We start from the raw sequence: 24,034 nt of genomic DNA, 5'->3' as shown, positions 1-24,034 counted from the left end.
CGGGGCGGCCGCAAGACGCTTCTCGTCCTGCCCGGCTCGCGCCGCGGCGAGGTGCGCCGGCTGCTCGGGCCCTTCGGCGAGACGGTCGCGGAGCTCAAGGGAATGAAGGAGGACTTCGACGTCCTGCTGCCGACCGTCCCGCATGTCCTGCCGCTGGTCGAGGGGGCAACGCGGGGCTGGGCGGTGCGGCCGCAGATCATCCTCGACACGCAAGCCAAGTGGCGTGCCTTCGCGCGAGCGGATGCCGCACTTGCCTGCTCGGGAACGGTGGCGCTTGAGCTGGCGCTGGCGCGCGTGCCCTTCGTCAGCTGCTACAAGACCGACCTCGCCGCCCGCTTCGCCATGTCGCTGGTGACGGTCTGGTCCGCATCCCTGCCCAACCTGATCGCCGATTGGCCGGTAGTGCCGGAATATTTCAACGAATTCGTGCGCCCGGCCTATCTTGCCCGGCAGTTACGGCAATTGTGGCGTGCAACCCCGTTGCGCGAATCCCAGCGGGCCGGTTTCTCAGAGGTGACCGAGCGGCTCACGACGCCGAAGCCCTCGGGCGAGATGGCGGCGGAAATCGTGGCCGGCGTGATAAAGGGCATAGGACAGTAAGGGAATAGCGCCGCGGGGGCGGCCTTACTGCCCTGGATGTCGCCCGCCTTGGCGCGCCGGGATCGCCGCCTCACAGGACGACCTCGGCGCTCGCTATTCCCCTCCTGCCATGACCCTCTGCATCCGCACCTCCGTCGGCACATACTGTAGCGCTGGCGGAGCAGATGTGGTGGGCGGCGTTTGAGCATTGCACCTGCGTCAATTGTGTACCACCATGTCTTGACCATATACCGCTCAATCGGTATAGAAGCCGATAAAGTATTTTGAATTCTATAATATAGACAAGTATACATTGTTATTCTCCATCATATTGTCTTTGAGGTAGAAAATGCCTGCCACATCGTATGTGAACAATACCGGGATTGCCCCCATCGATGGTCTGCTGAGTGGTGTGAAATGGGCCACCCGCACGCTCACTTACAGCTTCCCGACCTCTAACACCTATTATGGCCTTCTCGGTTTCGGCTATGGCTTCGGTGAGCCGCTGTTGAATTTCAGCCCGTTGAACGAGGCGCAGAAGGGGGCGGCGCGCGCCGGCTTCGACATGTATTCTTCGGTCGCCAATCTCACCTTTCGCGAGGTGACGGAGACCGCCACTAGGCACGCGGATCTGCGCCTTGCCGAATCCGGCATGCCGAGCACCGCCTGGGCAGCCTATCCCTCGACCGCTGCCTCGGGGGGCGACATGTGGTTCAACAATTCCAGCCGCACGTACGATGCACCCATGAAGGGGGATTACGCCTTCGAGACATTCATACACGAGATGGGCCATGCGATGGGGCTGGAGCATCCCCATGAAGGCAATCCCATGCCGTATGGCCGGCATTCCCTCGAATATTCCGTCATGAGCTATCGTTCCTATGTTGGCGCGAGCGAGGAACACTACGTTAACGAGACCTGGGGCTACCCGCAATCGCTCATGATGTATGACATCGCGGCGCTCCAGCACATGTATGGCGCGAACTACAACACCAACAGCGGTGACACCGTCTATTCGTGGAACCCGAATACCGGCGAGATGTATATCGACGGCGCGGCGCAGGGAGCACCCGGGGGCAACCGCATCTTCCTTACCGTATGGGACGGCGGGGGCACCGATACCTATGATTTTTCGAACTACGGGACCGACCTGAAGGTCGACCTCAGGCCCGGCGCGTGGACCACCACTTCCGTTGCCCAATTGGCGCAACTGAGCTGGGACGGCGCGCATCCGGCTGTCGGCAACATCGCCAACGCTCTGCTTCACAACAATGATCCCCGCTCGCTGATCGAGAACGCCAAGGGCGGGGCCGGTAATGACACGATCACCGGTAATGCGGCCGCCAACACGCTGTGGGGCAACGGCGGCGACGACACGCTGCGCGGCCGCGAGGGCGGTGATAACCTGCTCGGCGGCCCGGGTGCGGATTTTCTCGACGGCGGGGCAGGCTTCGACTTCGCCCGCTACGACCATGCGGCAGCCGGTGTCGTGGCTCGGCTCGACGATGCGTCGTCCAACACCGGGGAAGCTGCCGGCGACCGCTATTCCGGCATCGAGGGCCTTGTCGGCAGCCGCTTCAACGACGTGCTCGTGGGCGATGCGGCCCGGAACGACCTTAACGGTCTGGACGGCAACGACATCCTCATCGGCGGCGGCGGCGACGATTTGCTTGACGGCGGCGCGGGTGGAGACATGTTCATCGGCGGCGCCGGCGCCGACACATTCGTGTTCGACGGGCTGGATGACGTGGAGGGCGATATGCGCGACTGCATCATGGACTTCACACCCGGGGCGGACCGGATCGACCTGAGGGGCATCGATGCCGATGTCAAGGCGGATGGAGACCAGGCGTTTTCCTTCATCGGCGACGCGGCGTTCAACGGCGGCGCGTGCCAGTTGCGGTTCTCCGAGCACGTTCTTTCCGGAGACGTCGATGGCGACCGCATCGCCGATTTCCAGATCGAGATGCCGAATGTGAACATCCTCGACAGCTCCAACCTTTATCTCTGAGAGGAGGAGAAAAGATCATGGGTGAGTGGATCGACTATTCCCGCTGGCCGGAATGCCCGGCCATGGAGCGCCCCGGCCTTGTCTTCGAGGTTCGGAACGGGCAGGGGCAGGTGATGCTGACCCGCTGCGAGGTGCCGCTGCCCATGCCCTTCGACTGGACATCCGCCCCGGTGCGGTTTCGGGTGATCGAGGAGCCGAAACCGCGCCACTCCACGCCGATCCCGCCGCCGCGGGGGTGAGGCTGCGTCGGTTCGGGCGGCGGCGGCGGCCGACGGGCGCCATCGCTAACTCGTATGGTCGCGATACGGCAAATCACGCCGGAGGCCATCCGCTGCGGTTTGATCAATGAGTCGCGAGCCTAAACCGCCCGCTCCATCAGCGCCTGCGCAGCCTGCGGCGCCCGCACCTTGCCCTCGTGGATGAAGTAGACGAAGACGTCGCGCGGTTTCGCCTCGAGCTTCACGGTCTCATCCGCCAGCGGCAGATCGCCCGGCATGCCCCCTTCGGCCCAGGTGCGGATCCGGTCGGCCCAGGCGTCGAGGTCGGCCGGCGCGTAGGCGGTGGGAATGGAATCCTCGCCGCGCTGCAGCCGGGCATAGACGAAATCGGCCGTCACGTCGGCCATTTCGGGATAGGTGAAATGGTGCGCATAGCAGATCGCCGTCCCGTATTTGCGTGCCAGCGCCGCGAATTCCGGAACGACGAAGGAGGGATGGCGCACCTCCAGCACGTGGCGCAGGCGGATGCCGTCCTGCTTCTCCGGCAGAAGCTTCAGAAAGCCCTCGAAATCCTCCGGGTCGAATTTCTTGGTGGGCGCGAACTGCCACAGGATGGGACCGAGCTTTTCGCCGAGCTCCGAAATCCCGGAGTCAAGGAAGCGCTGCACCGATTCACCGGCCTCGGCCAGCACCCGGCGATTGGTGGCGAAGCGGATTGCCTTCAGCGAAAAAACAAAACCTTCCGGCGTCTCACTTGCCCATTTGGTGAAGGTGGGCGGCTTGAAGGCCGAGTAATAGGTGCCGTTGACTTCGATCGTCGGCAACTGCCGGCTGGCATATTCGAGCTGCCGCTTCTTTGGCAGGTCGTCGGGATAGAACGTCCCCTCCCAAGGGGCGAAGGTCCAACCGCCGATGCCGGCGCGGATGATGCCGGATGTGGTCATGGGGTGCTTCCGACTGTGGCTATATTTCTACTGGTCAAGTACCAGGCGAAATGAAAAATTCTTCCCATTGTCTCTTATGAGCCTCTGGATCAAAATAAATGCGATTCCGACCGCGTAGCGGATACTATCATACTCTTCCGAAAAGCGCTTGTCCGGCTCCAACTCATCGCGCCGGAAGACGGACAGCACCTGTCGGTTGCCATGTATCATTTTTGACCTAAAACCATACGTCTTCTCTATTTGGTCCACCATGAACTGTCGACTGTTATGACCACTGAAAAGGCATCCTAATTTGGCAGTGAGCTGCCCAACGGAGGAACGACCAGAGTCAACTAATAGTGCCTCAATAGACGCAAGCGCCCATACAAGGTCAGAGAGCTCATCATTGCGAAAAGAGGTGTTGTACAAGCGCGTAAAATAGCTAAGAGAACGCGATGCAGGCGTATCGCTGAAGCCGCTAAACACTCCGTTTTTTGTTGACATCCATTTCCATACGGTATCGGGCGTTAGGTCGACGACGGGATCAATATTGTTGCCCTGCAGGTACTTCAAGCTCTCCGCGAGCGTTGAAAACAGCGTCTTGTCATGAAAAAGAAGTGTACGACCAGCCCGGTATTCTGACGCACCAAAGGATATCGAGGGATAGGAAAATTCGAGAGAAAGTAAATAAGTATTTACGCACAGCTTTAGGCTTCTTGGAGCTATGTGCTTACTCCAAAGGTGACGCTTCTCCGATGGACTTTTAGGGCTTTCCAAGCCATCCGAGCTCCTAGCTGTAATCGCCTTCGCGCCAGGAAACTGCAAACTCGTTTCAAAAAGCAGATCATACTCAACCCGCTCTTCCCATAGCTGTCGCGAGGGTGCGGGAGATAGCTTGGGTTCAACGATGCGTACGCTAATGAACTCACCGTCATGATATTCGCTGCCCCGAAAGCGAATCTGTCTCGCTGACGAGAAATATTCGGTCATTCGTGCGTGGCTTTCAAAAGGAAGCCGGCCAAACAACGGCAGGGGCTTGAGTACGTGAACGCGGGCAGAGAACTGCATAAAGCGGGGCCTACTCCGCCGCCTGTTTGCGCCGCGCGGGCCGTCTCTCCAGGAGCTCCTTCAGGAAATGCCCCGTATAGCTGCGCTCCTCGGCCATCACCTCGTCGATGGAGCCGGCCACGACCAGCTCGCCGCCGCCGTCGCCGCCCTCGGGGCCGAGGTCGAGCACCCAGTCGGCGGTCTTGATGACCTCCAGATTGTGCTCGATGACGACCACGGTATTGCCCTGGTCGACAAGTTCGTGCAGCACTTCAAGAAGTTTGGCCACATCGTGGAAATGCAAGCCTGTCGTCGGCTCGTCGAGAATGTAGAGCGTGCGTCCGGTGGCGCGCTTCGACAATTCCTTGGCGAGCTTGATGCGCTGGGCTTCGCCGCCCGACAGCGTCGTGGCCTGCTGGCCGATCTTCACATAGCCGAGCCCGACCCGGGCGAGGGTGGACAGCTTGTCGCGGACCGCCGGCACGGCGGAGAAGAATTCCACCCCCTCGTCGACGGTCATCTCCAGGACGTCGGCGATGGACTTGCCCTTGAAGGTGACCTCCAGCGTCTCGCGGTTGTAGCGTTTGCCGTGGCAGACGTCGCAGGTGACGTAGACATCCGGCAGGAAGTGCATCTCGATCTTGATGACGCCGTCGCCCTGGCAGGCCTCGCAGCGCCCGCCCTTGACGTTGAAGGAGAAGCGTCCCGGCTGGTAGCCGCGGGCCTTGGCTTCCGGCAGGCCGGTAAACCAGTCGCGGATGGGTGTGAAGGCGCCGGTATAGGTGGCGGGGTTGGAGCGCGGCGTGCGGCCGATGGGCGACTGGTCGATGTCGATCACCTTGTCGAGGAACTCCAGCCCCTCGATGCGGTCGTGCTCGGCCGGGTGCTCGCGCGCGCCCATGATGCGCCGCGAGGCGGCCTTGTAGAGCGTCTCGACCAGAAACGTCGACTTGCCGCCGCCCGAGACGCCGGTCACGCAGGTGAAGGTGCCGAGCGGGACGTCGGCAGTGACGTTCTTCAGATTGTTGCCGCGTGCGCCCACCACCCGGATGCGCCGCTTCTTCGGGATATCGCGTCGCTGCTCCGGAATGGGTATGGCAAGTTCGCCGGTGAGATATTTGCCGGTGATGGAGGCGGGGCTCGCCATGATGTCGCCAGGCCGGCCCTCGGCAACGATGCGCCCGCCATGAACGCCAGCGGCCGGGCCGATGTCCACCACATAATCGGCTGTCAGGATCGCGTCCTCGTCGTGCTCGACGACGATCACCGTGTTGCCGAGGTCGCGCAGGTGGCGCAGCGTGGCGAGCAGCCGGTCGTTATCGCGCTGGTGCAGCCCGATCGAGGGTTCGTCGAGCACGTAGAGCACGCCCGTCAGCCCCGAGCCGATCTGCGAGGCAAGCCGGATGCGCTGGCTCTCGCCGCCCGAGAGCGAGCCGGAATTGCGCGACAGGGTGAGATATTCGAGGCCGACCTCATTGAGGAAATCGAGCCGCTCGCGAATCTCCTTGAGAATGCGTGCGGCGATCTCGTTCTGCTTGTCGCTGAGGCGTTCCGGCAGGGCCTTGAACCACGCGCCCGCCTTGCGGATCGACATCTCTGTCACTTCGCCGATATGCAGGCGGTCGATCTTGACCGCCAGCGCTTCGGGCCGAAGCCGATGGCCGCCGCAGGCCGGGCACGGATAGGCGGACATGTAGCGCTCGATCTCCTCGCGCATCCACGCCGACTCGGTCTCTCGCCAGCGCCGTTCGAGATTGTTGACCACGCCTTCGAAGGGCTTCGTCGTGCGGTAGCTGCGCAGGCCGTCGTCATAGTCGAAGGCGATCTTGCGCTCGCCCGTGCCGTATAGGATAGCCTGCCTGGCTTCGTCCGGCAGGTCCTTCCAGCGCTTTCCGACCTTGAAACCGAATTCCTTGCCAAGCGCTTCCAGCGTCTGCAGGTAATAGGGAGAGGTTGACTTGGCCCAAGGCTGAATGGCGCCTTCACGCAGCACCGCGTTCTCGTTCGGAACCACCAGTTCCGGATCGATGGCGCGCTGGCTGCCGAGCCCGTCGCAGGTGGGGCACGCGCCGGCGGGATTGTTGAAGGAGAACAGACGTGGCTCGATCTCGGGAATGGTGAAGCCGGAAACGGGGCAGGCGAACTTTTCCGAAAAGAGCAGCCGCTCGTGCGTTTCGTTCTTTGATTTGTTCGCCGCGCCGCCTTCCGCCGTTTCTTCCTCAGGCAGCGGCCGGTCCGCGAACTCGGCCACGGCAAGGCCGTCCGACAGTTTGAGGCAGGTCTCGAGCGAGTCGGCCAGGCGCGTGGCGAGGTCCGGTCGGACCACCACGCGGTCCACCACTACGTCGATATCGTGCTTGTATTTCTTGTCGAGGGCCGGTGCGTCGGCGATCTCGTAGAATTGGCCGTCGACCTTGACGCGCTGAAAGCCCTTCTTCTGGAGCTCGGCGAGTTCCTTGCGGTACTCGCCCTTCCGCCCGCGCACGATGGGGGCGAGGATATAAAGCCGCGTGCCTTCCTCGAGCGTCAGCACCCGGTCGACCATCTGGCTTACCGTCTGGCTTTCGATGGGAAGCCCCGTTGCCGGTGAATAGGGCACGCCCACGCGCGCGAACAAAAGGCGCATGTAGTCGTAGATCTCGGTGACCGTGCCGACGGTCGAGCGCGGGTTCTTCGATGTCGTCTTCTGCTCGATGGAGATCGCCGGCGACAGCCCGTCGATCTCGTCGACGTCCGGCTTCTGCATCATCTCCAGGAACTGCCGGGCATAGGCCGACAGGCTTTCGACATAACGCCGCTGCCCCTCGGCATAGATCGTGTCGAAGGCGAGCGACGATTTGCCCGAGCCCGACAGCCCGGTCATGACGATCAGGCGCTCGCGCGGCAAGTCCAGATCGACGTTCTTCAGATTGTGCTCGCGCGCGCCGCGAATGGAAATCAGCTTGTTTTCGGGCATGCCCCGTCGCTGCCTTGTCTCAATCGGTTCGGTGTGGCCAGCTGGTGCCGGCCAGGGCTCATGTAGGAAATGCGCAGCACATGTCGATGGCGCCACCGCATTCCGCGCCCATCCAGTGCCGGAGGCCTGCACCTCTTTTCCAGCTTTTTGCCCTACAGGGCAAGTGGAAAGAACAAAGAACGAACGGTCTCCTGACATCCTCCTGCTAGCGCTTCGCATGCCCACGCTCGCGCTCGGCTTTGAAGGGAAGCGGAGGCACGTCTTGACGGGGAGCGCATGCAGGCGCACATTGACCATATCCGCTGGTCGACGGTTCATGACGACATGGTCTTGAACGCAGTGCCCGATCGGCGCGATACAAGCAATGGACGAGGAGGGAGGCAATGACTCCACCCGACTGTTCCAGCGGCTCCGCCGATAGCGCGGAGCCACAGCCGCGTCGGTCCTGACGCCGGTAAGCACGGCCCAGCGGGGCAACGGCCGGGCGGGAGAAGCCCCGGCCTCGAAGGCTGAGATGGCCAGCGCCACGCGGCTGCCACACACAATTGACTGGATAAGTGCAGGACGTGTCTCGCACCGCCCTGAAAGTTGCCGGCGATGCCTTCCGGCAAAAATATAATAGCCCCGTGCGCTCGAGAACCAGGCAGCGACGGGGCTTTTCCGTTCCAAGTCAATTCACCGGTTCAGCGCCTTTCCACACGTGAACGGAAGGCGCGGCGCTGCAAGCTGGAAGCGAGCGCCCAGATTGTCGGTGGCAAGGTGAAACCGATGAATTTTGCCCTATCTCAATGATTTCAGCGTTACGCGCGTGATTGCTTCCCGTGTCGGGCCGTAATGGCTTTCGCCGGTGAAGTCCGTTGCAATGAAGAGTTCAAGGAGGATCGCGGCGATGTACAAGAAAATTCTGGTTCCGGTCGATCTGGCGCACGCGGACAAGCTTCAAAGGGCTCTGGATGTTTCCTCCGATCTTGCGAAACACTATGGCGCCTCCATCTGCTATGTCGGCGTGACGACGGCGCTGCCGAGCGGTGTGGCCCATTCCGAGGCCGAGTTCGCTCAGAAGCTGGAGCGCTTCGCCGCCGAGCAGGGCGCGAAGCACGGGCTGTCGGTCGAGACGAAGGTTGCTGAAAGCCATGATCCCGTGCGCGATCTGGATGACGTGCTGGGCAAGGTGATCAAGGATCACGGCGCCGACCTCGTGGTGATGGCGTCGCACGTGCCGACCTTCTGGGACCGTGTGTTCTCTTCGAACGCCGGCTATCTCGCCGCGCACACGACCGTTTCGGTCTTCATCGTGCGCTAGCGGACCGGGGCCTGAAAGCCTAGATCGGTTTTCGGAACGCACGATGCGCTGGAGGACGGTGTTCGGACCCGCGAGCGGAACCGGTGATGTTTTCCTCGGCTGCAAGTCGTCCCGCGCTCGCGCGTTCGCCATCTTTCTCGGCGTGCAAGGTAAGGAATGCGCTTGTGGGGATTGCGCGGATATGTTACGGAACAAAGCAGGAACTTATAAGGTGACGGACTGCAAATGAGCTGTGGACGGCGGTTTGTCTCGTCCCTTGGGCGCGCGCATCGTGGCCGGGTATCGGCTAAGGTCGCAGCGGCTTGACGGGTGGGCGGTCGGGCCGCATCGCCGTACAGCGCGGTGCCGGGTGCGGCGCTTGCAGTTTCGATTATGTGGAGTGATGTGATGGCGGGCAGTGTTAACAAGGTCATCCTGGTCGGCAATCTGGGCGCCGATCCGGAAATCCGGCGGCTCAATTCCGGCGATCCGGTGGTCAACATGCGGATCGCCACCTCCGAGACCTGGCGTGACCGGAACACCGGCGAGCGGCGCGAGCGCACCGAGTGGCACAACGTCGTGATCTTCAATGACAACCTGGCCAAGGTGGCGGAGCAGTATCTGAAAAAGGGTATGAAGGTCTACATCGAGGGGCAGCTCCAGACCCGCAAATGGACCGATCAGTCCGGCCAGGACCGCTATACGACCGAGGTCGTCCTGCAGAAGTTCCGCGGCGAGCTGCAGATGCTGGATTCACGCGGCCAGGGCGGTGGCGAGGGACAGGTCGGTTACAGCGGCGGGCGCGGCTCCGATTTTGGCCAGTCGGGCCCGGCCGAAAACACCGGCGGCGGCGGTGGCGACTACTCGCGTGACCTGGACGACGAGATCCCGTTTTGACGGGTGGAGCGCCTGACTTGGCATGCTATGTGGCGGGCGACCGGCGGGGCTGACGTCCCGCAGGCGCGCAATTCTGCGCAAGTCCGGCCGGAGAAGGCGAAGCCGCAGGGCCGGATCGCCCCGCAGATGGCTTAAACACGTTGACTTTGCCGTTTTCCTCGCTTAATTGAGCCGCCAAGCGCGATGGCGGGTTGCTGTCGCGCTTTTTGACGTGTCCCGTGGAAATGCTGCCATGCGTGGGCGGCTTTCCTGTCAGGTCTCGAAAACGGAGGCCAGAGGAGGGCGCGTTTCCTTCACCTGGAACATGCGGTTCCGGGTGTCTTTGTTTGAAAGGGAATGCGATGAGCAAACGCCAATCCGCGAAATACAAGCTCGACCGCCGTCTTGGCGAGAATATCTGGGGCCGGCCGAAATCCCCCGTCAACCGCCGTGAATACGGTCCCGGCCAGCACGGTCAGCGCCGCAAGGGCAAGCTGTCCGACTTCGGTCAGCAGCTGAGGGCCAAGCAGAAGCTGAAGGGTCATTACGGCGACATCTCCGAGAAGCAGTTCCGCCGCATCTATGAGGAGGCGAACCGCCGCAAGGGCGAGACGACGGAGAACCTGATCGGCCTGCTCGAATCGCGGCTCGACGCCGTCGTCTACCGTGCCAAGTTCGTCCCGACGATCTTCGCCGCACGCCAGTTCATCAATCACGGCCATGTCAACGTCAACGGTCGGCGGGTGAACATCCCGTCCTACCGCTGCAAGCCGGGCGACGTGATCGAGGTGCGTGAGAAGTCGAAGCAGCTCACCACCGTGCTCGAGGCGATCCAGCTCGCCGAGCGCGATGTGCCGGAGTATGTTGAGGCCGACCACAACAAGATGGTCGCGAAGTATGTTCGCGTCCCGGCGCTCTCCGATGTGCCTTACGCGGTGCAGATGGAGCCGAGCCTGGTCATCGAGTACTATTCACGCTGACCGGGTAAGAATACCGTTGCCAGGAAAGGCCGCCGCGTGCGGCCTTTTTCTTTTTCGCCGGCAGCGTTAGAAATTGTTGGGGATTATGGATCATTTCACCGTTTCGCGGAAACGGTGAAACAGTCTGGCTTTGTTCACGCAATTTGCTCCATGGAGGGGCAGGCATGATGACGATCCGCCAGGAGCCCGAGCTCGAAACGGCGGCAGCAGCGGCGAGCCATCCGCTCTTTTCGGATGCTCCCTCGTCGGTCGAGTTCAACAAGCTGCGCAAGCGCCTTCTGCGCCTCACACGCCAGGCGATCGAGGATTTCTCGATGGTCACGCCGGGCGAGCGCTGGCTGGTGGCGCTGTCGGGCGGCAAGGATTCCTACGGCCTGCTTACTGTTTTGCTGGACCTCAAGTGGCGCGGCCTTCTGCCGGTCGATCTGCTGGCCTGCAATCTCGACCAGGGCCAGCCCAATTTTCCCAAGCATGTGCTGCCCGACTACCTGGCGCGGATCGGCGTCGCCCATCGCATCGAATATCAGGACACCTATTCGGTGGTGACGGAGAAGATCGGCGAAAACCGCACCTATTGCTCGCTCTGCTCACGGCTGCGCCGCGGCCACCTCTACCGGATCGCTCGCGAGGAGGGGTGTTCGGCCCTGGTGCTCGGCCATCACCGCGAGGACATCCTCGAAACTTTCTTCATGAACCTTTTCCATGGCGGCCGCCTGGCGGCGATGCCGCCCAAGCTCGTCAACGACGAGGGGGATATCGTCGTGCTGCGGCCGCTGAGTTTCTGCGCCGAGGCGGATCTGGCGAAATTCGCCGCGGCCATGCGTTTTCCGATCATCCCATGCGATTTGTGCGGCAGTCAGGACGGGCTGCAGCGCAACGCGATGAAGGCCATGCTGGCCGACATCGAAAACCGCATGCCGGGCCGCAAGGATACCATGATCCGTGCACTCGCCAACGCACGTCCCTCGCATCTGCTCGACCGCGCGCTGTTCGACTTCGCCGCGGTGAAACCCGGTGGTGCTTGATCTCCAGGTTATTCGCTGCGGGCGGAAACACGCTCTGGGCGCACAGGCGTACCCGGCCGGCGCGTCTCGCGAAAGACGATGTAGATGCCGCTGGCGATGATCACCGCTGCGCCGGCGTAGGTCCAGCCGTCGGGAACCTCGCTCCACACGAGCCAGCCGATCAGTGACGCCCACAAAAGTGCCGTGTAGTCGAACGGCGCGACGATTGCCGCCGGCGCCAGGCGGAACGCCTGTGTGATCAGCACGATGCCGGCGCTGCCGACAATGGCTATGGCGACGAAAAAGGGCAGATGAGCGAGCGACGGCGTCTGCCACTCGGTCCACGACAGGCCGCCGCTGATCAGCATGGGAAAGAGAACGATGTAGAACATGGTTGTCCACACGCTCTCGTCGCGGGCTATCCAGCGCGCGCTGATCATCATCAGCGCGTAAAGCATCGCCGCGCAGAGCACGAGCAGCGAAGCCGTCTGGAAAGTAGCCGCGCCGGGACGCACGATGATCAGGACGCCGATGAAGCCGACGATCACGGCCGTCCAGCGGCGCAGGCCGACATGCTCGCGAAGGAGCGGCACGGAAAGCGCGGTGATGAAGAGGGGCGCGGCAAAGATCAGCGAGGTCGCCTCGGCAAGCGGCAGGGCGCGAATGCTCAGAAAGAAGCACAATGCCGCGAAGACGGAAAATGCACCACGCATGAGATGCAGCCCCGGGTGCCGGGTGGGCAGCGCCGCGCGCCCGGCGACGCTGACGACCATGATTGTCACGAGGGGAAGAGCGATCAGATTGCGCAGGAAGATGATCTGCAGCGGCGCGTAATGGTCCATCAGCCATTTGGCAAGCGAGTCGTTGAGCACGAGACAGAGAACGCCCGCGCACATGACGAGGATCGCCTGCGTGCTGCCTGCGGCGCCCTCGGTCGGTTCGCTGGAGACCGTCATGTTCCCTCCCTTTGCAAGTACGCTTGCCCGGCGCCTGTCAGAGCGCGGGATTGACCGTTCGGAAGAGCCGACCGCGCTCGGCGATGAGCACCAGAACGATCGCGGCGAATGAGACGGCGAAATAGCCGCCGGCAAGGGGTGTCAGCGTGTCGTTGAAGGCCTGGCCGATCAGCGCACCGATGATCCCGCCGCCGAGCGTGGTGAGGAAGCCCAGCACGGCCGCGGCCGTCCCCGCGACCCGGCCCAGCGGCTCCATGGCGATGGCGTTGAAGTTGGGGCCGATCCAGCCGAACTGGAACATCGACAGCGAGAACAGCAGGAAGAATACGGGGAAGGGGATCGGGCCGAGAAGGGAGAGCACGAGCCAGACACCGTTGACCAGGAGAAAGCCGACCAGTGCCCCGTGCGAAAGCCGCCGCATGCCGAAGCGGCCGACGAGGCGCGAATTGGTGAAGGAGGAAAGTGCCATCAATCCCGCGCCGATGGCGAAGAGCAGGGGGAACAGGTCACCCATGCCATAGATGTCGACATAGATCTGCTGTGCGGAGTTGATGAAGCCGAAGAGAGCTCCGAAGATTGCGGTCGTGGCGAATGCGTAGCCAAGGGCGATGCGGCTGGTGACGACCAGCCGGAAACCTTCGGTCACCGAAGCGAGCGAGAGCGAGCGCCTGTCCTCCGGCGCCATGGTCTCGGGCAGCCGGAGCATGGCCCACAGCGTGATCAAGAGCGCCAGCGTCGCCATCATGAGAAAGATCAGGGACCAATTGCCCAGAAGCATCGCCCCCTGGCCGAGGCTGGGCGCCATCACGGGGACCACCATGAAGACCATCATCACCATGGACATGACCTCCGCCATCTGCCGCCCCTCGAACACGTCGCGTATGGCCGAGACGGCGATGACGCGCGTGGCGGCCGAGCCGATGCCCTGGAGGAAACGTAAGGCAAGCAGCGCCGCGAAACTGGGTGCGAAGGCTGATGCCAGGGCGGCGCTCACATAGACGACCAGCCCGAACAGAAGCGGACCGCGCCGGCCGAAACGATCCGAGATCGGGCCGTAGAAGAGCTGTGCGCCGCCGAAGCCGACCAGATAGGCCGTGATGACGAACTGACGGTGATTCTCGTTGGACACGCCGAGTGCGGCGCCGATCTGCTGCAGGGCGGGGAGCATGATGTCGATTGCCATGGCGTTGAGTGCCATGAGTGCTGCCGCCAGCGCGATGAACTCGACCTTGCCGATGGAAAGACGTGATCGTACGGGCTCTTCGCGTAAAGCCGAGTGGTCCATTTCCATTCCCCGTGACGTGCCCGGCGGACGGGCATCGCAATTTCGAAAAAGTATCGCGCGCCGAGGAATCGGCACGGCACAAATAAACGCGCCGGCTTGAAAGCCGGCGCGGAACACGTCTCAGGCGGCGATGCCGTATCGCCGGTATGGAGGCGCCCTGCCGTGCGGCACCGGGCGCAACGGCGTCAGGCGGCGCCGCGCACGCCTACACCCTTTTCCGAGAGGACCGTCTGCAGTTCGCCCGCCTGGAACATCTCGCGGATGATGTCGCAACCGCCGACGAACTCGCCCTTTACATAGAGCTGTGGAATGGTGGGCCAGTTGGAGTATTCCTTGATGCCCTGGCGCAATTCGTCCGAGGTGAGCACGTTGACGCCCTTGTAGTCGACCCCGAGGTAATCCAGGATTTGCACGACCTGTCCGGAAAAGCCGCACTGCGGAAACCCGGGCGTGCCCTTCATGAACACCACGACGTCGTTGCCGCGCACCTCGCTGTCGATGAATTCGTTGATACCGCTCATCGTCCGTCCTTTCGTTGCCGGGTTCAAGGCCCGGCATTCGCAAGCTGTGATCCCCTATTTATTGCACGATTCCGCCGGGTGCAATGCGGCGGCCAAGATTCTCCCGACAAAGCCGCCACGGCGGCACCTGCCTGCGGCCATTGCGGAAGCGTCCGCCCGAAGGCATAACAGCACGCTGTCCGCAGCTTAGTTCGAATCGAAAGGTCGCTCCATGTCGAACGCGTCGAAAACCGCCCCGAGACTCGCCTTCAGCCCGCTCGACCTGCCGAACCGCTCGCTGGGCTGGCAGGTCGCGGCGGTCGTCCTGGGATCGGTGCTTCTCACCATCGCCTCCTATGTCGAGGTGCCGATGGTCCCCGTGCCGATGACCATGCAGACCTTCGCCGTCGCTCTCGTCGGCGCGCTCTTTGGCTGGCGGCTGGGCGGCATCACCGTGCTGGCGTGGCTCGCCGAGGGCGCTTCCGGACTACCGGTGCTCGCCGGCGGCCACGCAGGGCTGCACCATTTCGCCGGTCCCACGGCCGGTTATCTCTTCGCCTTTCCCGTGATGGCCGTGCTGACGGGATGGCTTGCCGAGCGTGGCTGGAACGGGCGCAGGGTCGGCTTTGCCTTCGTGTCCATGCTGCTCGCCCACGGTCTTTGCCTGGCACTCGGCGCGGCATGGCTGGCAACCATCATTGGCGTCGAGCAGGCGATCGTCCACGGCGTGACGCCGTTCCTTCTCGGTGCCGTCCTGAAATCCGCGCTTGGCGCGGCGACCCTCAAGGCGCTTCAGGCCGGCAAGACGCAGCAGGCGGCGTGACCGTCCGGCTCAGAGCCCATCACCTGCTCTGCCTGCTGACCTATGTGGGCGAGGGCTATAGCCGCGCCTTCACGGCCAACTACGACGTCATCGCGAAGCGGATCGCGGCCGGCGAAGACATCCGCATCGTCGCCGGTCCCGATGATATTTGCGCCCCGCTGCTTGGCGGTCCGCAGCCCCATTGCCACCGCGAAAGCGTGCGCAAACGGGACCGTCTGGCGGCCGAAGCGGTGGCTGCCCTATTGCGCCGACCGATCGTTCCGGGCGTGCTTCTCAAACTCGAAAAAGCCGATCGTCAGCGTATGCGCACGGCGTTTGCCGCCGGGCAGATCCGCGCTGCCTGCAAGGGATGCCAATGGCATGCATTGTGCAGTGAAATAGCGGGTTCGGGCTATGATGGTGCAAGGTTGCCGTCTTAGGACTGACCATCACGGCACGAAAGTGAGGGATGGGACGGTGCTCAGTCCGGCACGCTTGTCTGCAGTGCCAGGGCGTGCAGGACCCCGCCCATGTTGCCCTTGAGCGCGTCATAGACCATCTGGTGCTGCTGAACGCGGGTCTTGCCGCGGAAACTCTCGGCCACGACTTCAGCCGCGTAATGGTCACCGTCGCCGGCGAGGTCGCGAATGGTGACCTTCGCGTCAGGAATAGCTTGCTTGATCAGGCGCTCGATGTCGCCGGCGCTCATTGCCATGATGTACTCTCCCCATCCGGGGCCCGCCCCGGCGGTACCCTGCCACACGGGACGCCTGTTTCGAGTGCGGCGTCCCTTTTCGAATCCGATATGGCACGCGCGCCGCTCGCTTTCAATTCTCAACCAACGCTGTAATACCGGCAAACACGGCGCGGACGGCGCCGGCGAACTGAAACGCGACTGCAGCCTCAGAGAAGGTCCAGTTCGGCAATATGGCGGGCGGTCAGGACGAAGGGAACGCCCGCCGCGCAGGCTTCGCGCCACCACTGCGGAACATCCCCGGATTTGAACTCGGGCACCGTCTTCTCCCTCAGTGCCTTGTGCTTGCGGCGCGTGCGGCGGCTCTCTTGGTGTTGCAGGAATGCTGCCTTGGAGGTGAGCTTCTGCGCCAGCGCCCGCAGCGGATTCCGGTTCGCTTTCTCGAAAATGCCCTCATCAAGCCAGCGGGCGTCGACTCCGCCTTCGATCTCCCTGTCCCACCAGGCGTATCCGAGACTCACCTGATCCCATATCGCCGGAAAGTCCCGGCAGTACATGCACCAGCGATCGAGCATCCGGCGTGCAGCTTCCGACTTCCCGAAATAGATCTGGCCGCCGAAGAAATTCCACCCCTCGCGCCTGACCACGGCGAAGTCGCACGTCAGGCCCTCGAGTTCATGTGGCCGGCGAAGGAGGATGGCATCGGCATCGACCCAGCAGACCGGCCTCTCAACGCGGCTCCATATCTCGCGGATGAACAAGGCTTTTTGGGCACAATTCTCAACCCAGTTCGATTTGGCCGGACGCGGCTCGACGATGTGCTCAAGGTCGAGGCGGGATAGTGACCGGGTAAGATTGCGCGCGCGATCTTCATAGGGAGTGTCAGGCGTGAAATAGGAGATAAATAGGGGCATCGCCGGCATTCGAAAAACTCTCTGGTTGTTTCAATGCTTCGGACGGCTATGCCCCATATTTGTTCATTGAATGACTTCGGCCTCCATGAAGCGCGGAAACCATCCCTCATGGACCGCCTTCAGGGCCGAGACCGCCACCGCGCGCGCCTCGCCAAGCTTCAGGCTATCTCCGCCAGTCCGGCCGATCGGGACGAGGGATACGCCGGCGCTCTTCGCCTCTTCGAGGAGAGATTTCAGCTCTTTACCGCCCGGGGACGCGGGAGCGGTAATCACGTAACGGCCCTGGTCCTCGCCGAAGAAGGAGAGGGTGGGGTTGGCGCCAACAGGCTCTTCAATCCGGGCGCCGATGCCTGACGCCATGGCCATCTCGGCAAGCGCTACTGCGAGCCCGCCATCGGAGCAGTCATGGACGGTGGTGAGCTGGCCGGAGCGAATCAGCCCACGCACGAAATCGCCGACGCGCTTCTCGTGCTCCAGGTCCACCGGCGGCGGGGTGCCTTCGGCCCGCCCGTGAATGTCGCGCAGATAGACGGACTGGCCGAGATGCGTGCCCCACTCCGCCGGCGCGCCGGCGAGCAGGATCGTCTCGCCTTCGCCGGCGAAGGCGATCCGCGCCATCGTCGTCCAATCGGGGATGAGCCCAACGCCGGCGATGGTGGGCGTCGGCGGGATCGGCTCACCCAGCGTCTCGTTGTAGAGCGAGACATTGCCGGAGACGATCGGGAAGCTGAGCGTGCGGCAGGCCTCGCCCACGCCTTCGACGGCGCGCACGAACTGGCCCATGATGTCGGGGCGCTGCGGGTTGCCGAAATTGAGGTTGTCTGTGGCGGCCAGCGGTTCGGCGCCGGTTGCCGTTAGGTTGCGCCAGCATTCGGCCACCGCCTGCTTGCCGCCCTCGTAAGGGTCGGCCTCGCAATAGCGCGGCGTCACGTCGGAGGAAAAGGCGAGCGCCTTGGTGGCATGGTCTTCGACCCGCACCACGCCCGCGTCGCCGCCCGGGATCTGCAGCGAATTGCCCTGGATCAGCGTATCGTACTGCTCCCACACCCAACGGCGGGAGGAGAGATCGGGCGAGCCGACGAGCTTCAGGAGCGCCTCGGCGACATCCGTTTGTGGAACGCTCGCCGGGACGAGGGCAGGGGGTGCTTTTGGCGTCACCCAGGGCCGGTCGTATTCCGGCGCCTCGTCGCCCAGCTCCTTGATGGGCAGGTTGGCGACCTCCTCGCCCTGATGCAGGATGCGGAAGCGCTTGTCGTCCGTGGTGTGGCCGACGATGGCGAAGTCGAGGCCCCATTTGCGGAAGATCGCCTCGGCCTCCGGCTCCTTTTCGGGGCGCAGCACCATGAGCATGCGCTCCTGGCTTTCCGACAGCATCATCTCGTAGGCCGACATGCGCTCTTCGCGCACCGGCACCTTGTCGAGATCGAGCTCGATGCCGAGATCGCCCTTGGCGCCCATCTCGACGGCCGAGCAGGTGAGCCCCGCCGCGCCCATATCCTGGATGGCGATGACGGCGCCAGTGTCCATCAGCTCCAGGCAGGCTTCCAGCAGGCACTTTTCGGTGAAAGGGTCGCCGACCTGGACCGTCGGGCGCTTCTCGTCGATATCGGCGTCGAATTCGGCCGAGGCCATGGTGGCGCCGCCGACGCCGTCACGTCCCGTCTTGGCGCCAAGATAAACCACCGGCAGGCCCACGCCCTCGGCCTTGGAATAGAAGATCGCATCGGTGCGGGCGAGGCCGGCGGCGAAGGCGTTCACCAGGCAATTGCCGTTGTAGCGCGGGTCGAAATTCACTTCACCGCCCACCGTCGGCACGCCGAAGGAGTTGCCGTAGCCGCCGATGCCGGCCACCACGCCCGCCACCAGGTGCCGCGTCTTCGGATGATCCGGCGCGCCGAAGCGCAGCGCGTTCATGGCCGCGATCGGCCGCGCGCCCATGGTGAAGACGTCGCGCAGGATGCCGCCAACGCCCGTTGCAGCCCCCTGATAGGGCTCGATATAGGAAGGGTGGTTGTGGCTCTCCATCTTGAAGACGACGCACTGGCCGTCGCCGATGTCGACCACGCCGGCGTTTTCGCCCGGCCCCTGGATCACCCGCTGCCCCGACGTCGGCAGGGTCCTGAGCCACTTCTTCGAGCTCTTGTAGGAGCAGTGCTCGTTCCACATGGCCGAGAAGATGCCGAGCTCCGTGAAAGTCGGCTCGCGGCCGATGAGGTCGGTGATGTGCCGGTATTCCTCCGGCGTCAGCCCGTGGGCGGCAACGAGGTCGTCGGTGATCGGAATCGTATTGGGAATGCTCATGGGGGGCGTTCTGGTTCGGGGCGCTGATCTGGTTCGGCTCATAGCCTACCTTGCGCCTGAATTCACCGCTCCGAAGCGAAAAAACTCTGCGCAACGAGGAAAAAAGTGGGAAGTTGCCGGCAGCCCGGCGAGCCTGGGACGGGAAGGCGGCCACGCCCTTGGCCGACCTTTGCTCGCAAACCTATATCCAAGGCGGTGATTTCTGGACAGGCCCGGGTGCGGGCGCTAAAAGGCGGCGATCCCTTTCCCGCACAGGCAGGCGGGCTTTCTGAAAAGGCAAAACATGAGTGGCGTCAACGGCATCCGGTCGACATTTCTCGACTACTTCAAGAAGAACGGACACGAGATCGTGGCCTCGGGGCCGCTTGTGCCGCGCAACGACCCCACCCTCATGTTCACCAACGCCGGCATGGTGCAGTTCAAGAACGTCTTCACCGGCCTGGAGAAGCGCCCCTACGACAGAGCTGTGACCGCGCAGAAATGCGTGCGCGCCGGGGGCAAGCACAACGACCTCGACAATGTCGGCTACACCGCGCGCCACCACACCTTCTTCGAGATGCTGGGCAACTTCTCCTTCGGCGACTACTTCAAGGATGTCGCCATCGAGCTTGCCTGGAACCTGGTGACGAAGGAATTCGGCCTCGATCCGAAGCGCCTGCTGGTGACGGTCTACCATACCGACGACGAGGCGGCCGGACACTGGAAGAAGATCGCCGGCTTGCCTGAGGACCGCATCATCCGCATCCCGACAAGCGATAATTTCTGGGCCATGGGCGATACCGGCCCGTGCGGGCCGTGCTCCGAGATCTTCTACGATCACGGCGAGGGGATTCCCGGCGGTCCGCCCGGAAGCCCGGACGAGGACGGCGACCGGTTCATCGAGATCTGGAATCTCGTCTTCATGCAATACGAGCAGTTGAGCGCGGAAGAACGCGTCGACCTTCCGCGCCCGTCGATCGACACCGGCATGGGGCTGGAACGCATCGCCGCCGTGCTCCAGGGCGTGCACGACAATTACGAAACCGATCTTTTCCGCGCGCTCATCCATGCTTCGGAGGAGGCGATCGGTGTCAGGGCAGAAGGCGCGCGCCAGGCGAGCCACAAGGTGATCGCCGACCATCTGCGCGCGACAAGCTTCCTCATCGCCGACGGTGTCCTGCCGTCCAATGAGGGGCGCGGTTACGTGCTGCGCCGCATCATGCGCCGCGCCATGCGCCATGCGCAGCTTCTGGGAGCGGAGGAGCCGCTGATGTGGCGGCTGGTGCCGGCGCTGGTGCGCGAGATGGGGCAGGCCTATCCGGAGCTCGTGCGCGGCGAGGCGCTGATTACGGAAACGCTGAAACTGGAGGAAACGCGCTTCCGCAAGACGCTGGCGCGCGGCCTCAACCTGCTCTCCGATGCCACCGACAAAATGGGCGAGGGCGACCGGCTCGACGGCGAAACCGCCTTCAAGCTCTACGACACCTACGGCTTTCCGCTCGATCTCACCCAGGACGCGCTGCGCCAGCGCGGTATCTCCGTCGATCTCGACGGTTTCAACGCCGCCATGGAGCGCCAGAAGGCCGAGGCACGCGCAAGCTGGGCGGGTTCCGGTGAGGCCGCTGCGGAGACGGTGTGGTTCAGGGTCAAGGACGAGGTGGGTGCCACGGATTTCCTCGGCTACGAAACCGAGAAGGCCGAGGGCGTGATCACCGCGCTGGTCAAGGACGGTGCGATCGTCGAGACCGCCGAGGAAGGCGAGGTGGTGGCGGTCGTCACCAACCAGACGCCGTTCTATGGCGAGTCGGGCGGCCAGGTGGGTGATGCCGGTCTGATCGAAGGCGACGGCTTCACGATCGCCGTCGATGACACGCAGAAGAAGGGCGAGGGTCTTCTGGTCCATTTCGGCAAGGTCATTAAGGGCAAGGTGCAGAGCGGAGAGGAAGTGGCGCTGCGCGTCGATCATGACCGCCGCAGCCGCATCCGGGCCAATCACTCGGCCACGCATCTCGTCCACGAGGCGCTGCGCGAGGTGCTGGGCACCCACGTCGCCCAGAAGGGCTCGCTGGTGGCGCCCGATCGGCTGCGCTTCGACTTCTCTCATCCGAAGCCGATTTCGGAGGACGAGCTTGGCCGCATCGAGGAGCTTGCCAACGAGATCGTGCTGCAGAACGCACCGGTCGTCACGCGGCTGATGACCGTCGAGGACGCCATTGCCGAGGGCGCGATGGCCCTGTTCGGCGAGAAATACGGCGAGGAGGTGCGCGTGGTCTCCATGGGCACGGCGACCGACGGCGAAAAGGCGGGCAAGACCTATTCGATGGAGCTTTGCGGCGGCACCCATGTGGCCGCCACAGGCGATATCGGCCTGGTGCACATCGTCTCCGAAGGGGCGGTGGCTTCCGGCGTGCGTCGCCTCGAGGCGCTGACGGGTGCGGCCGCCCATCATCACCTGGACGACCAGGAGCGCCGCCTGAAGGACGCGGCGGCCCTCCTCAAGGTCTCGCCGGCCGACGTGCTTCCCCGCCTCGAAACGCTCGTGGAAGAGCGCCGCAAGCTGGAGCGGGAACTCTCTGAAGCCCGCCGCAAGCTGGCGCTCGGCGGCGGTGCGCAAAAGGGGGACGGTGCCGACGAGAAGCAGGACGTGAACGGCGTTGCCTTTATGGGGCGTGTCGTCGAAGGGATTTCTCCGAAGGATCTGAGGCCGCTCGCCGACGAGGGCAAGCGCTCGCTGGGCTCCGGTGTCGTCGTCTTCGTCGGGACATCCGAGGAGGGCAAGGCCAGCGTCGTCGTCGGCGTCACCGACGACCTGACGAGCCGCTTCAGCGCCGTAGATCTGGTGCGCGCCGCCTCCGCGGCCATTGGCGGCAAGGGCGGCGGCGGGCGCCCGGATATGGCGCAGGCCGGCGGTCCGGAAGGGGAGAATGCGGCGGCCGCGCTCGAAGCGGTGAAGGCGGCGATGGCGGGCTGAGCGCCCGCCGACCGCTAATCGTCTTAGATTTCCATATCCGCCACGGCTTGCGGATCCGCGTCGATCAACAGGCGCTCGCCATCAAGGCTGAAATGATCGAGCGGAACGATCACCTCGTCACGGTCGCCGTAACCGGCCCGATCCTCGAAATCCACCACGAGGGCCGTCGGAGTGGCGGCATCCGGTCCTATGACCTCCTCGACCTCGCCGATCCTGATGCCATCGGCCGTGTAGACATCCCAGTCGTCGACGTCGTCGGCCGCGGCGCCGAGCGGCGGCACCTCCACACGTTCGTCGATCTCCGTCCATGGCTGCTGCGCCCAGGCAGTGCCGGCAATGAATGTGAGGCAGAGTACAGGTATCGCGTAGCGCAGCGCTTTGTCAGGCATTTCCATTCTCCTTTACCGGCCCCCGCGCTTGGCCAATATACAAGGCGCATAATGTCGATTGCGACAGACAGATATCGTTGACATGAAAAAGGCGGCCGAGGGCCGCCTTTTTGCTGCAGGATTCGCGCCTTCTTCGTCAGGCCTTCGCCATCGCCTTCTGCAGGTTCTCGTCCACCTTGTCGAGGAATCCGGTGGTCGACAGCCACGGCTGGTCCGGGCCGATGAGCAGGGCTAGGTCCTTGGTCATGAAGCCGGCCTCGACCGTATCCACGCAGACCTTCTCGAGCGTGGCGGCGAATTTCCTCAGCGCGTCGTTGTCGTCCAGCTTGGCCCGGTGGGCGAGGCCGCGCGTCCAGGCGAAGATGGAGGCGATGGAGTTGGTGGAGGTCTCCTCGCCGCGCTGGTGCTGGCGGTAGTGGCGGGTCACGGTGCCGTGGGCGGCCTCGGCCTCCACGGTCTTGCCGTCCGGCGTCATGAGCACCGAGGTCATCAGGCCGAGCGAGCCGAAGCCCTGGGCCACCGTGTCGGACTGCACGTCGCCGTCATAATTCTTGCATGCCCAGACATAGCCTCCCGACCACTTCAGGCTCGAGGCAACCATGTCGTCGATCAGGCGGTGCTCGTACCAGATTTTCTTTTCCTTGAACTTTTCCTCGAACTCGGCCTCGTAGACCTCCTGGAAGAGGTCCTTGAAGCGGCCGTCATAGACTTTCAGGATGGTGTTCTTGGTGGAAAGATAGACCGGATAGCCGCGCTGCAGGCCGTAATTGAAGGAGGCGCGGGCGAAGTCGCGGATCGACTCGTCGAGATTGTACATGGCCATGGCGACGCCCGAGCCGGGCGCGTCGAAGACCTCGTGCTCGATTGTCTCGCCGTCCTCGCCGACGAACTTGATGGTCAGCTTGCCCTTGCCGGGGAATTTGAAGTCGGTCGCCCGGTACTGGTCGCCGAAGGCATGGCGGCCGACGATGATCGGCTGCGTCCAGCCCGGCACCAGGCGCGGCACGTTGCGGGCGATGATCGGCTCGCGGAAGATCACGCCACCCAGGATGTTGCGGATCGTGCCGTTGGGGGAACGCCACATCTTCTTGAGCCCGAATTCCTCGACGCGCCCCTCGTCCGGGGTGATGGTGGCGCACTTGACGCCCACACCGTACTTCTTGATGGCGTTGGCCGCGTCGACGGTGATCTGGTCGTCCGTGGCATCACGCGATTCGACGCCGAGGTCGTAATATTTCAGGTCGATGTCGAGATAGGGGTGGATCAGCTTTTCCTTGATGAACTGCCAGATGATGCGGGTCATCTCGTCGCCGTCCAGCTCGACGACGGGATTGTCCACCTTGATCTTTGCCATTCTCAAACCTCTC

The 24,034-nt window shown here is 63.4% G+C and carries 20 protein-coding genes and 1 pseudogene; 10 read left to right on the top strand and 11 right to left on the bottom strand.

All coding sequences use genetic code 11. From position 1 onward, the window contains the following. The 3 genes and pseudogenes from ACFP9U_RS06880 to ACFP9U_RS06870 form a co-directional block, all read left to right on the top strand. Positions 1-600, top strand: a pseudogene (locus tag ACFP9U_RS06880) (lipid-A-disaccharide synthase); the annotation flags it as partial. 328 nt (positions 601-928) lie between these two features. Next, entirely contained in the window at positions 929-2,590 is a 1,662-nt protein-coding gene (locus ACFP9U_RS06875) for a M10 family metallopeptidase (RefSeq protein ID WP_378620044.1), read from the top strand. A 17-nt stretch (positions 2,591-2,607) separates the two neighbouring features. Then, positions 2,608-2,829, top strand: a complete 222-nt coding sequence (locus tag ACFP9U_RS06870) for a hypothetical protein (RefSeq protein WP_378620041.1) — start codon at positions 2,608-2,610, stop codon at positions 2,827-2,829. Positions 2,830-2,948: 119 nt separating this feature from the next. On the opposite strand, the gene ACFP9U_RS06865 is transcribed toward ACFP9U_RS06870, so the two are convergent. From ACFP9U_RS06865 to uvrA, 3 genes are read right to left on the bottom strand one after another with little or no spacing between them, the layout of a single operon-like run. Next, entirely contained in the window at positions 2,949-3,752 is an 804-nt protein-coding gene (locus tag ACFP9U_RS06865; RefSeq protein WP_378620040.1) for a DUF72 domain-containing protein, read from the bottom strand. A gap of 27 nt (positions 3,753-3,779) precedes the next feature. Continuing rightward, on the bottom strand, positions 3,780-4,799 hold the full coding sequence (locus ACFP9U_RS06860; protein WP_378620038.1) for a hypothetical protein: 1,020 nt from the start codon (positions 4,797-4,799) through the stop codon (positions 3,780-3,782). Positions 4,800-4,809: 10 nt separating this feature from the next. Then, complete coding sequence (gene uvrA / locus ACFP9U_RS06855) at positions 4,810-7,734, bottom strand: excinuclease ABC subunit UvrA (protein ID WP_378620036.1); 2,925 nt, start codon at positions 7,732-7,734, stop codon at positions 4,810-4,812. A gap of 889 nt (positions 7,735-8,623) precedes the next feature. On the opposite strand from uvrA, the gene ACFP9U_RS06850 reads away from it, so the two are divergent. From ACFP9U_RS06850 to ttcA, 4 genes are all read left to right on the top strand, one after another. Continuing rightward, the gene (locus ACFP9U_RS06850) at positions 8,624-9,037 is read left to right on the top strand and encodes a universal stress protein (RefSeq protein WP_378620035.1); all 414 of its coding nucleotides are present in this window, start codon (positions 8,624-8,626) and stop codon (positions 9,035-9,037) included. 387 nt (positions 9,038-9,424) lie between these two features. Continuing rightward, positions 9,425-9,913: a single-stranded DNA-binding protein gene (locus tag ACFP9U_RS06845; RefSeq protein ID WP_378620033.1), complete on the top strand. Its 489-nt coding sequence runs from the start codon at positions 9,425-9,427 to the stop codon at positions 9,911-9,913. Between the two features lie 341 nt (positions 9,914-10,254). Further along, positions 10,255-10,872 (top strand): 30S ribosomal protein S4, encoded by a 618-nt coding sequence (gene rpsD, locus ACFP9U_RS06840; RefSeq protein WP_378620031.1) that lies wholly within the window; start codon positions 10,255-10,257, stop codon positions 10,870-10,872. 167 nt (positions 10,873-11,039) lie between these two features. Then, a complete protein-coding gene (gene ttcA / locus ACFP9U_RS06835) occupies positions 11,040-11,897 on the top strand; it encodes a tRNA 2-thiocytidine(32) synthetase TtcA (RefSeq protein WP_378620045.1) in 858 nt (285 codons plus the stop codon). 8 nt (positions 11,898-11,905) lie between these two features. Here ttcA and ACFP9U_RS06830 read toward each other — a convergent pair whose 3' ends face one another. The 3 genes from ACFP9U_RS06830 to grxD form a co-directional block, all read right to left on the bottom strand. Further along, on the bottom strand, positions 11,906-12,832 hold the full coding sequence (locus ACFP9U_RS06830; protein WP_378620030.1) for a DMT family transporter: 927 nt from the start codon (positions 12,830-12,832) through the stop codon (positions 11,906-11,908). Positions 12,833-12,869: 37 nt separating this feature from the next. Next, a complete protein-coding gene (locus ACFP9U_RS06825) occupies positions 12,870-14,117 on the bottom strand; it encodes a multidrug effflux MFS transporter (RefSeq protein ID WP_378620028.1) in 1,248 nt (415 codons plus the stop codon). A gap of 185 nt (positions 14,118-14,302) precedes the next feature. Beyond that, positions 14,303-14,638, bottom strand: a complete 336-nt coding sequence (gene grxD / locus ACFP9U_RS06820; protein WP_378620026.1) for a Grx4 family monothiol glutaredoxin — start codon at positions 14,636-14,638, stop codon at positions 14,303-14,305. Between the two features lie 211 nt (positions 14,639-14,849). On the opposite strand from grxD, the gene ACFP9U_RS06815 reads away from it, so the two are divergent. Both ACFP9U_RS06815 and ACFP9U_RS06810 read left to right on the top strand, forming a co-directional pair. Beyond that, positions 14,850-15,440: a biotin transporter BioY gene (locus ACFP9U_RS06815; protein ID WP_378620025.1), complete on the top strand. Its 591-nt coding sequence runs from the start codon at positions 14,850-14,852 to the stop codon at positions 15,438-15,440. After that, positions 15,437-15,859 carry a DUF1284 domain-containing protein gene (locus ACFP9U_RS06810; RefSeq protein ID WP_378620023.1) on the top strand — a complete coding sequence of 141 codons (423 nt, stop codon included), beginning with the start codon at positions 15,437-15,439 and terminating at the stop codon, positions 15,857-15,859. The genes ACFP9U_RS06815 and ACFP9U_RS06810 overlap by 4 nt, the downstream gene beginning before the upstream one ends. Positions 15,860-15,900: 41 nt before the next feature. Here ACFP9U_RS06810 and ACFP9U_RS06805 read toward each other — a convergent pair whose 3' ends face one another. From ACFP9U_RS06805 to purL, 3 genes are all read right to left on the bottom strand, one after another. Next, on the bottom strand, positions 15,901-16,134 hold the full coding sequence (locus ACFP9U_RS06805) for a BolA/IbaG family iron-sulfur metabolism protein (RefSeq protein ID WP_378620021.1): 234 nt from the start codon (positions 16,132-16,134) through the stop codon (positions 15,901-15,903). A 188-nt stretch (positions 16,135-16,322) separates the two neighbouring features. Beyond that, positions 16,323-17,036 carry a hypothetical protein gene (locus ACFP9U_RS06800; protein WP_378620019.1) on the bottom strand — a complete coding sequence of 238 codons (714 nt, stop codon included), beginning with the start codon at positions 17,034-17,036 and terminating at the stop codon, positions 16,323-16,325. Between the two features lie 54 nt (positions 17,037-17,090). Next, complete coding sequence (purL, locus tag ACFP9U_RS06795) at positions 17,091-19,328, bottom strand: phosphoribosylformylglycinamidine synthase subunit PurL (RefSeq protein WP_378620017.1); 2,238 nt, start codon at positions 19,326-19,328, stop codon at positions 17,091-17,093. A 283-nt stretch (positions 19,329-19,611) separates the two neighbouring features. Between purL and alaS the strand changes: the two genes are divergently transcribed. Beyond that, entirely contained in the window at positions 19,612-22,278 is a 2,667-nt protein-coding gene (alaS, locus tag ACFP9U_RS06790) for an alanine--tRNA ligase (protein ID WP_378620014.1), read from the top strand. A 23-nt stretch (positions 22,279-22,301) separates the two neighbouring features. Here alaS and ACFP9U_RS06785 read toward each other — a convergent pair whose 3' ends face one another. Then, positions 22,302-22,667, bottom strand: a complete 366-nt coding sequence (locus ACFP9U_RS06785; protein WP_378620012.1) for a PRC-barrel domain-containing protein — start codon at positions 22,665-22,667, stop codon at positions 22,302-22,304. A gap of 136 nt (positions 22,668-22,803) precedes the next feature. Next, a complete protein-coding gene (locus tag ACFP9U_RS06780; protein WP_322450248.1) occupies positions 22,804-24,021 on the bottom strand; it encodes an NADP-dependent isocitrate dehydrogenase in 1,218 nt (405 codons plus the stop codon). Positions 24,022-24,034: the final 13 nt, after the last annotated feature.

This window comes from Nitratireductor sp. GCM10026969, from assembly GCF_042660605.1.
GTDB lineage: Bacteria > Pseudomonadota > Alphaproteobacteria > Rhizobiales > Rhizobiaceae > Chelativorans.
The sequence above is the reverse complement of the archived record's forward strand: the minus strand, read 5'-3'. Positions and strand labels throughout refer to the sequence as shown.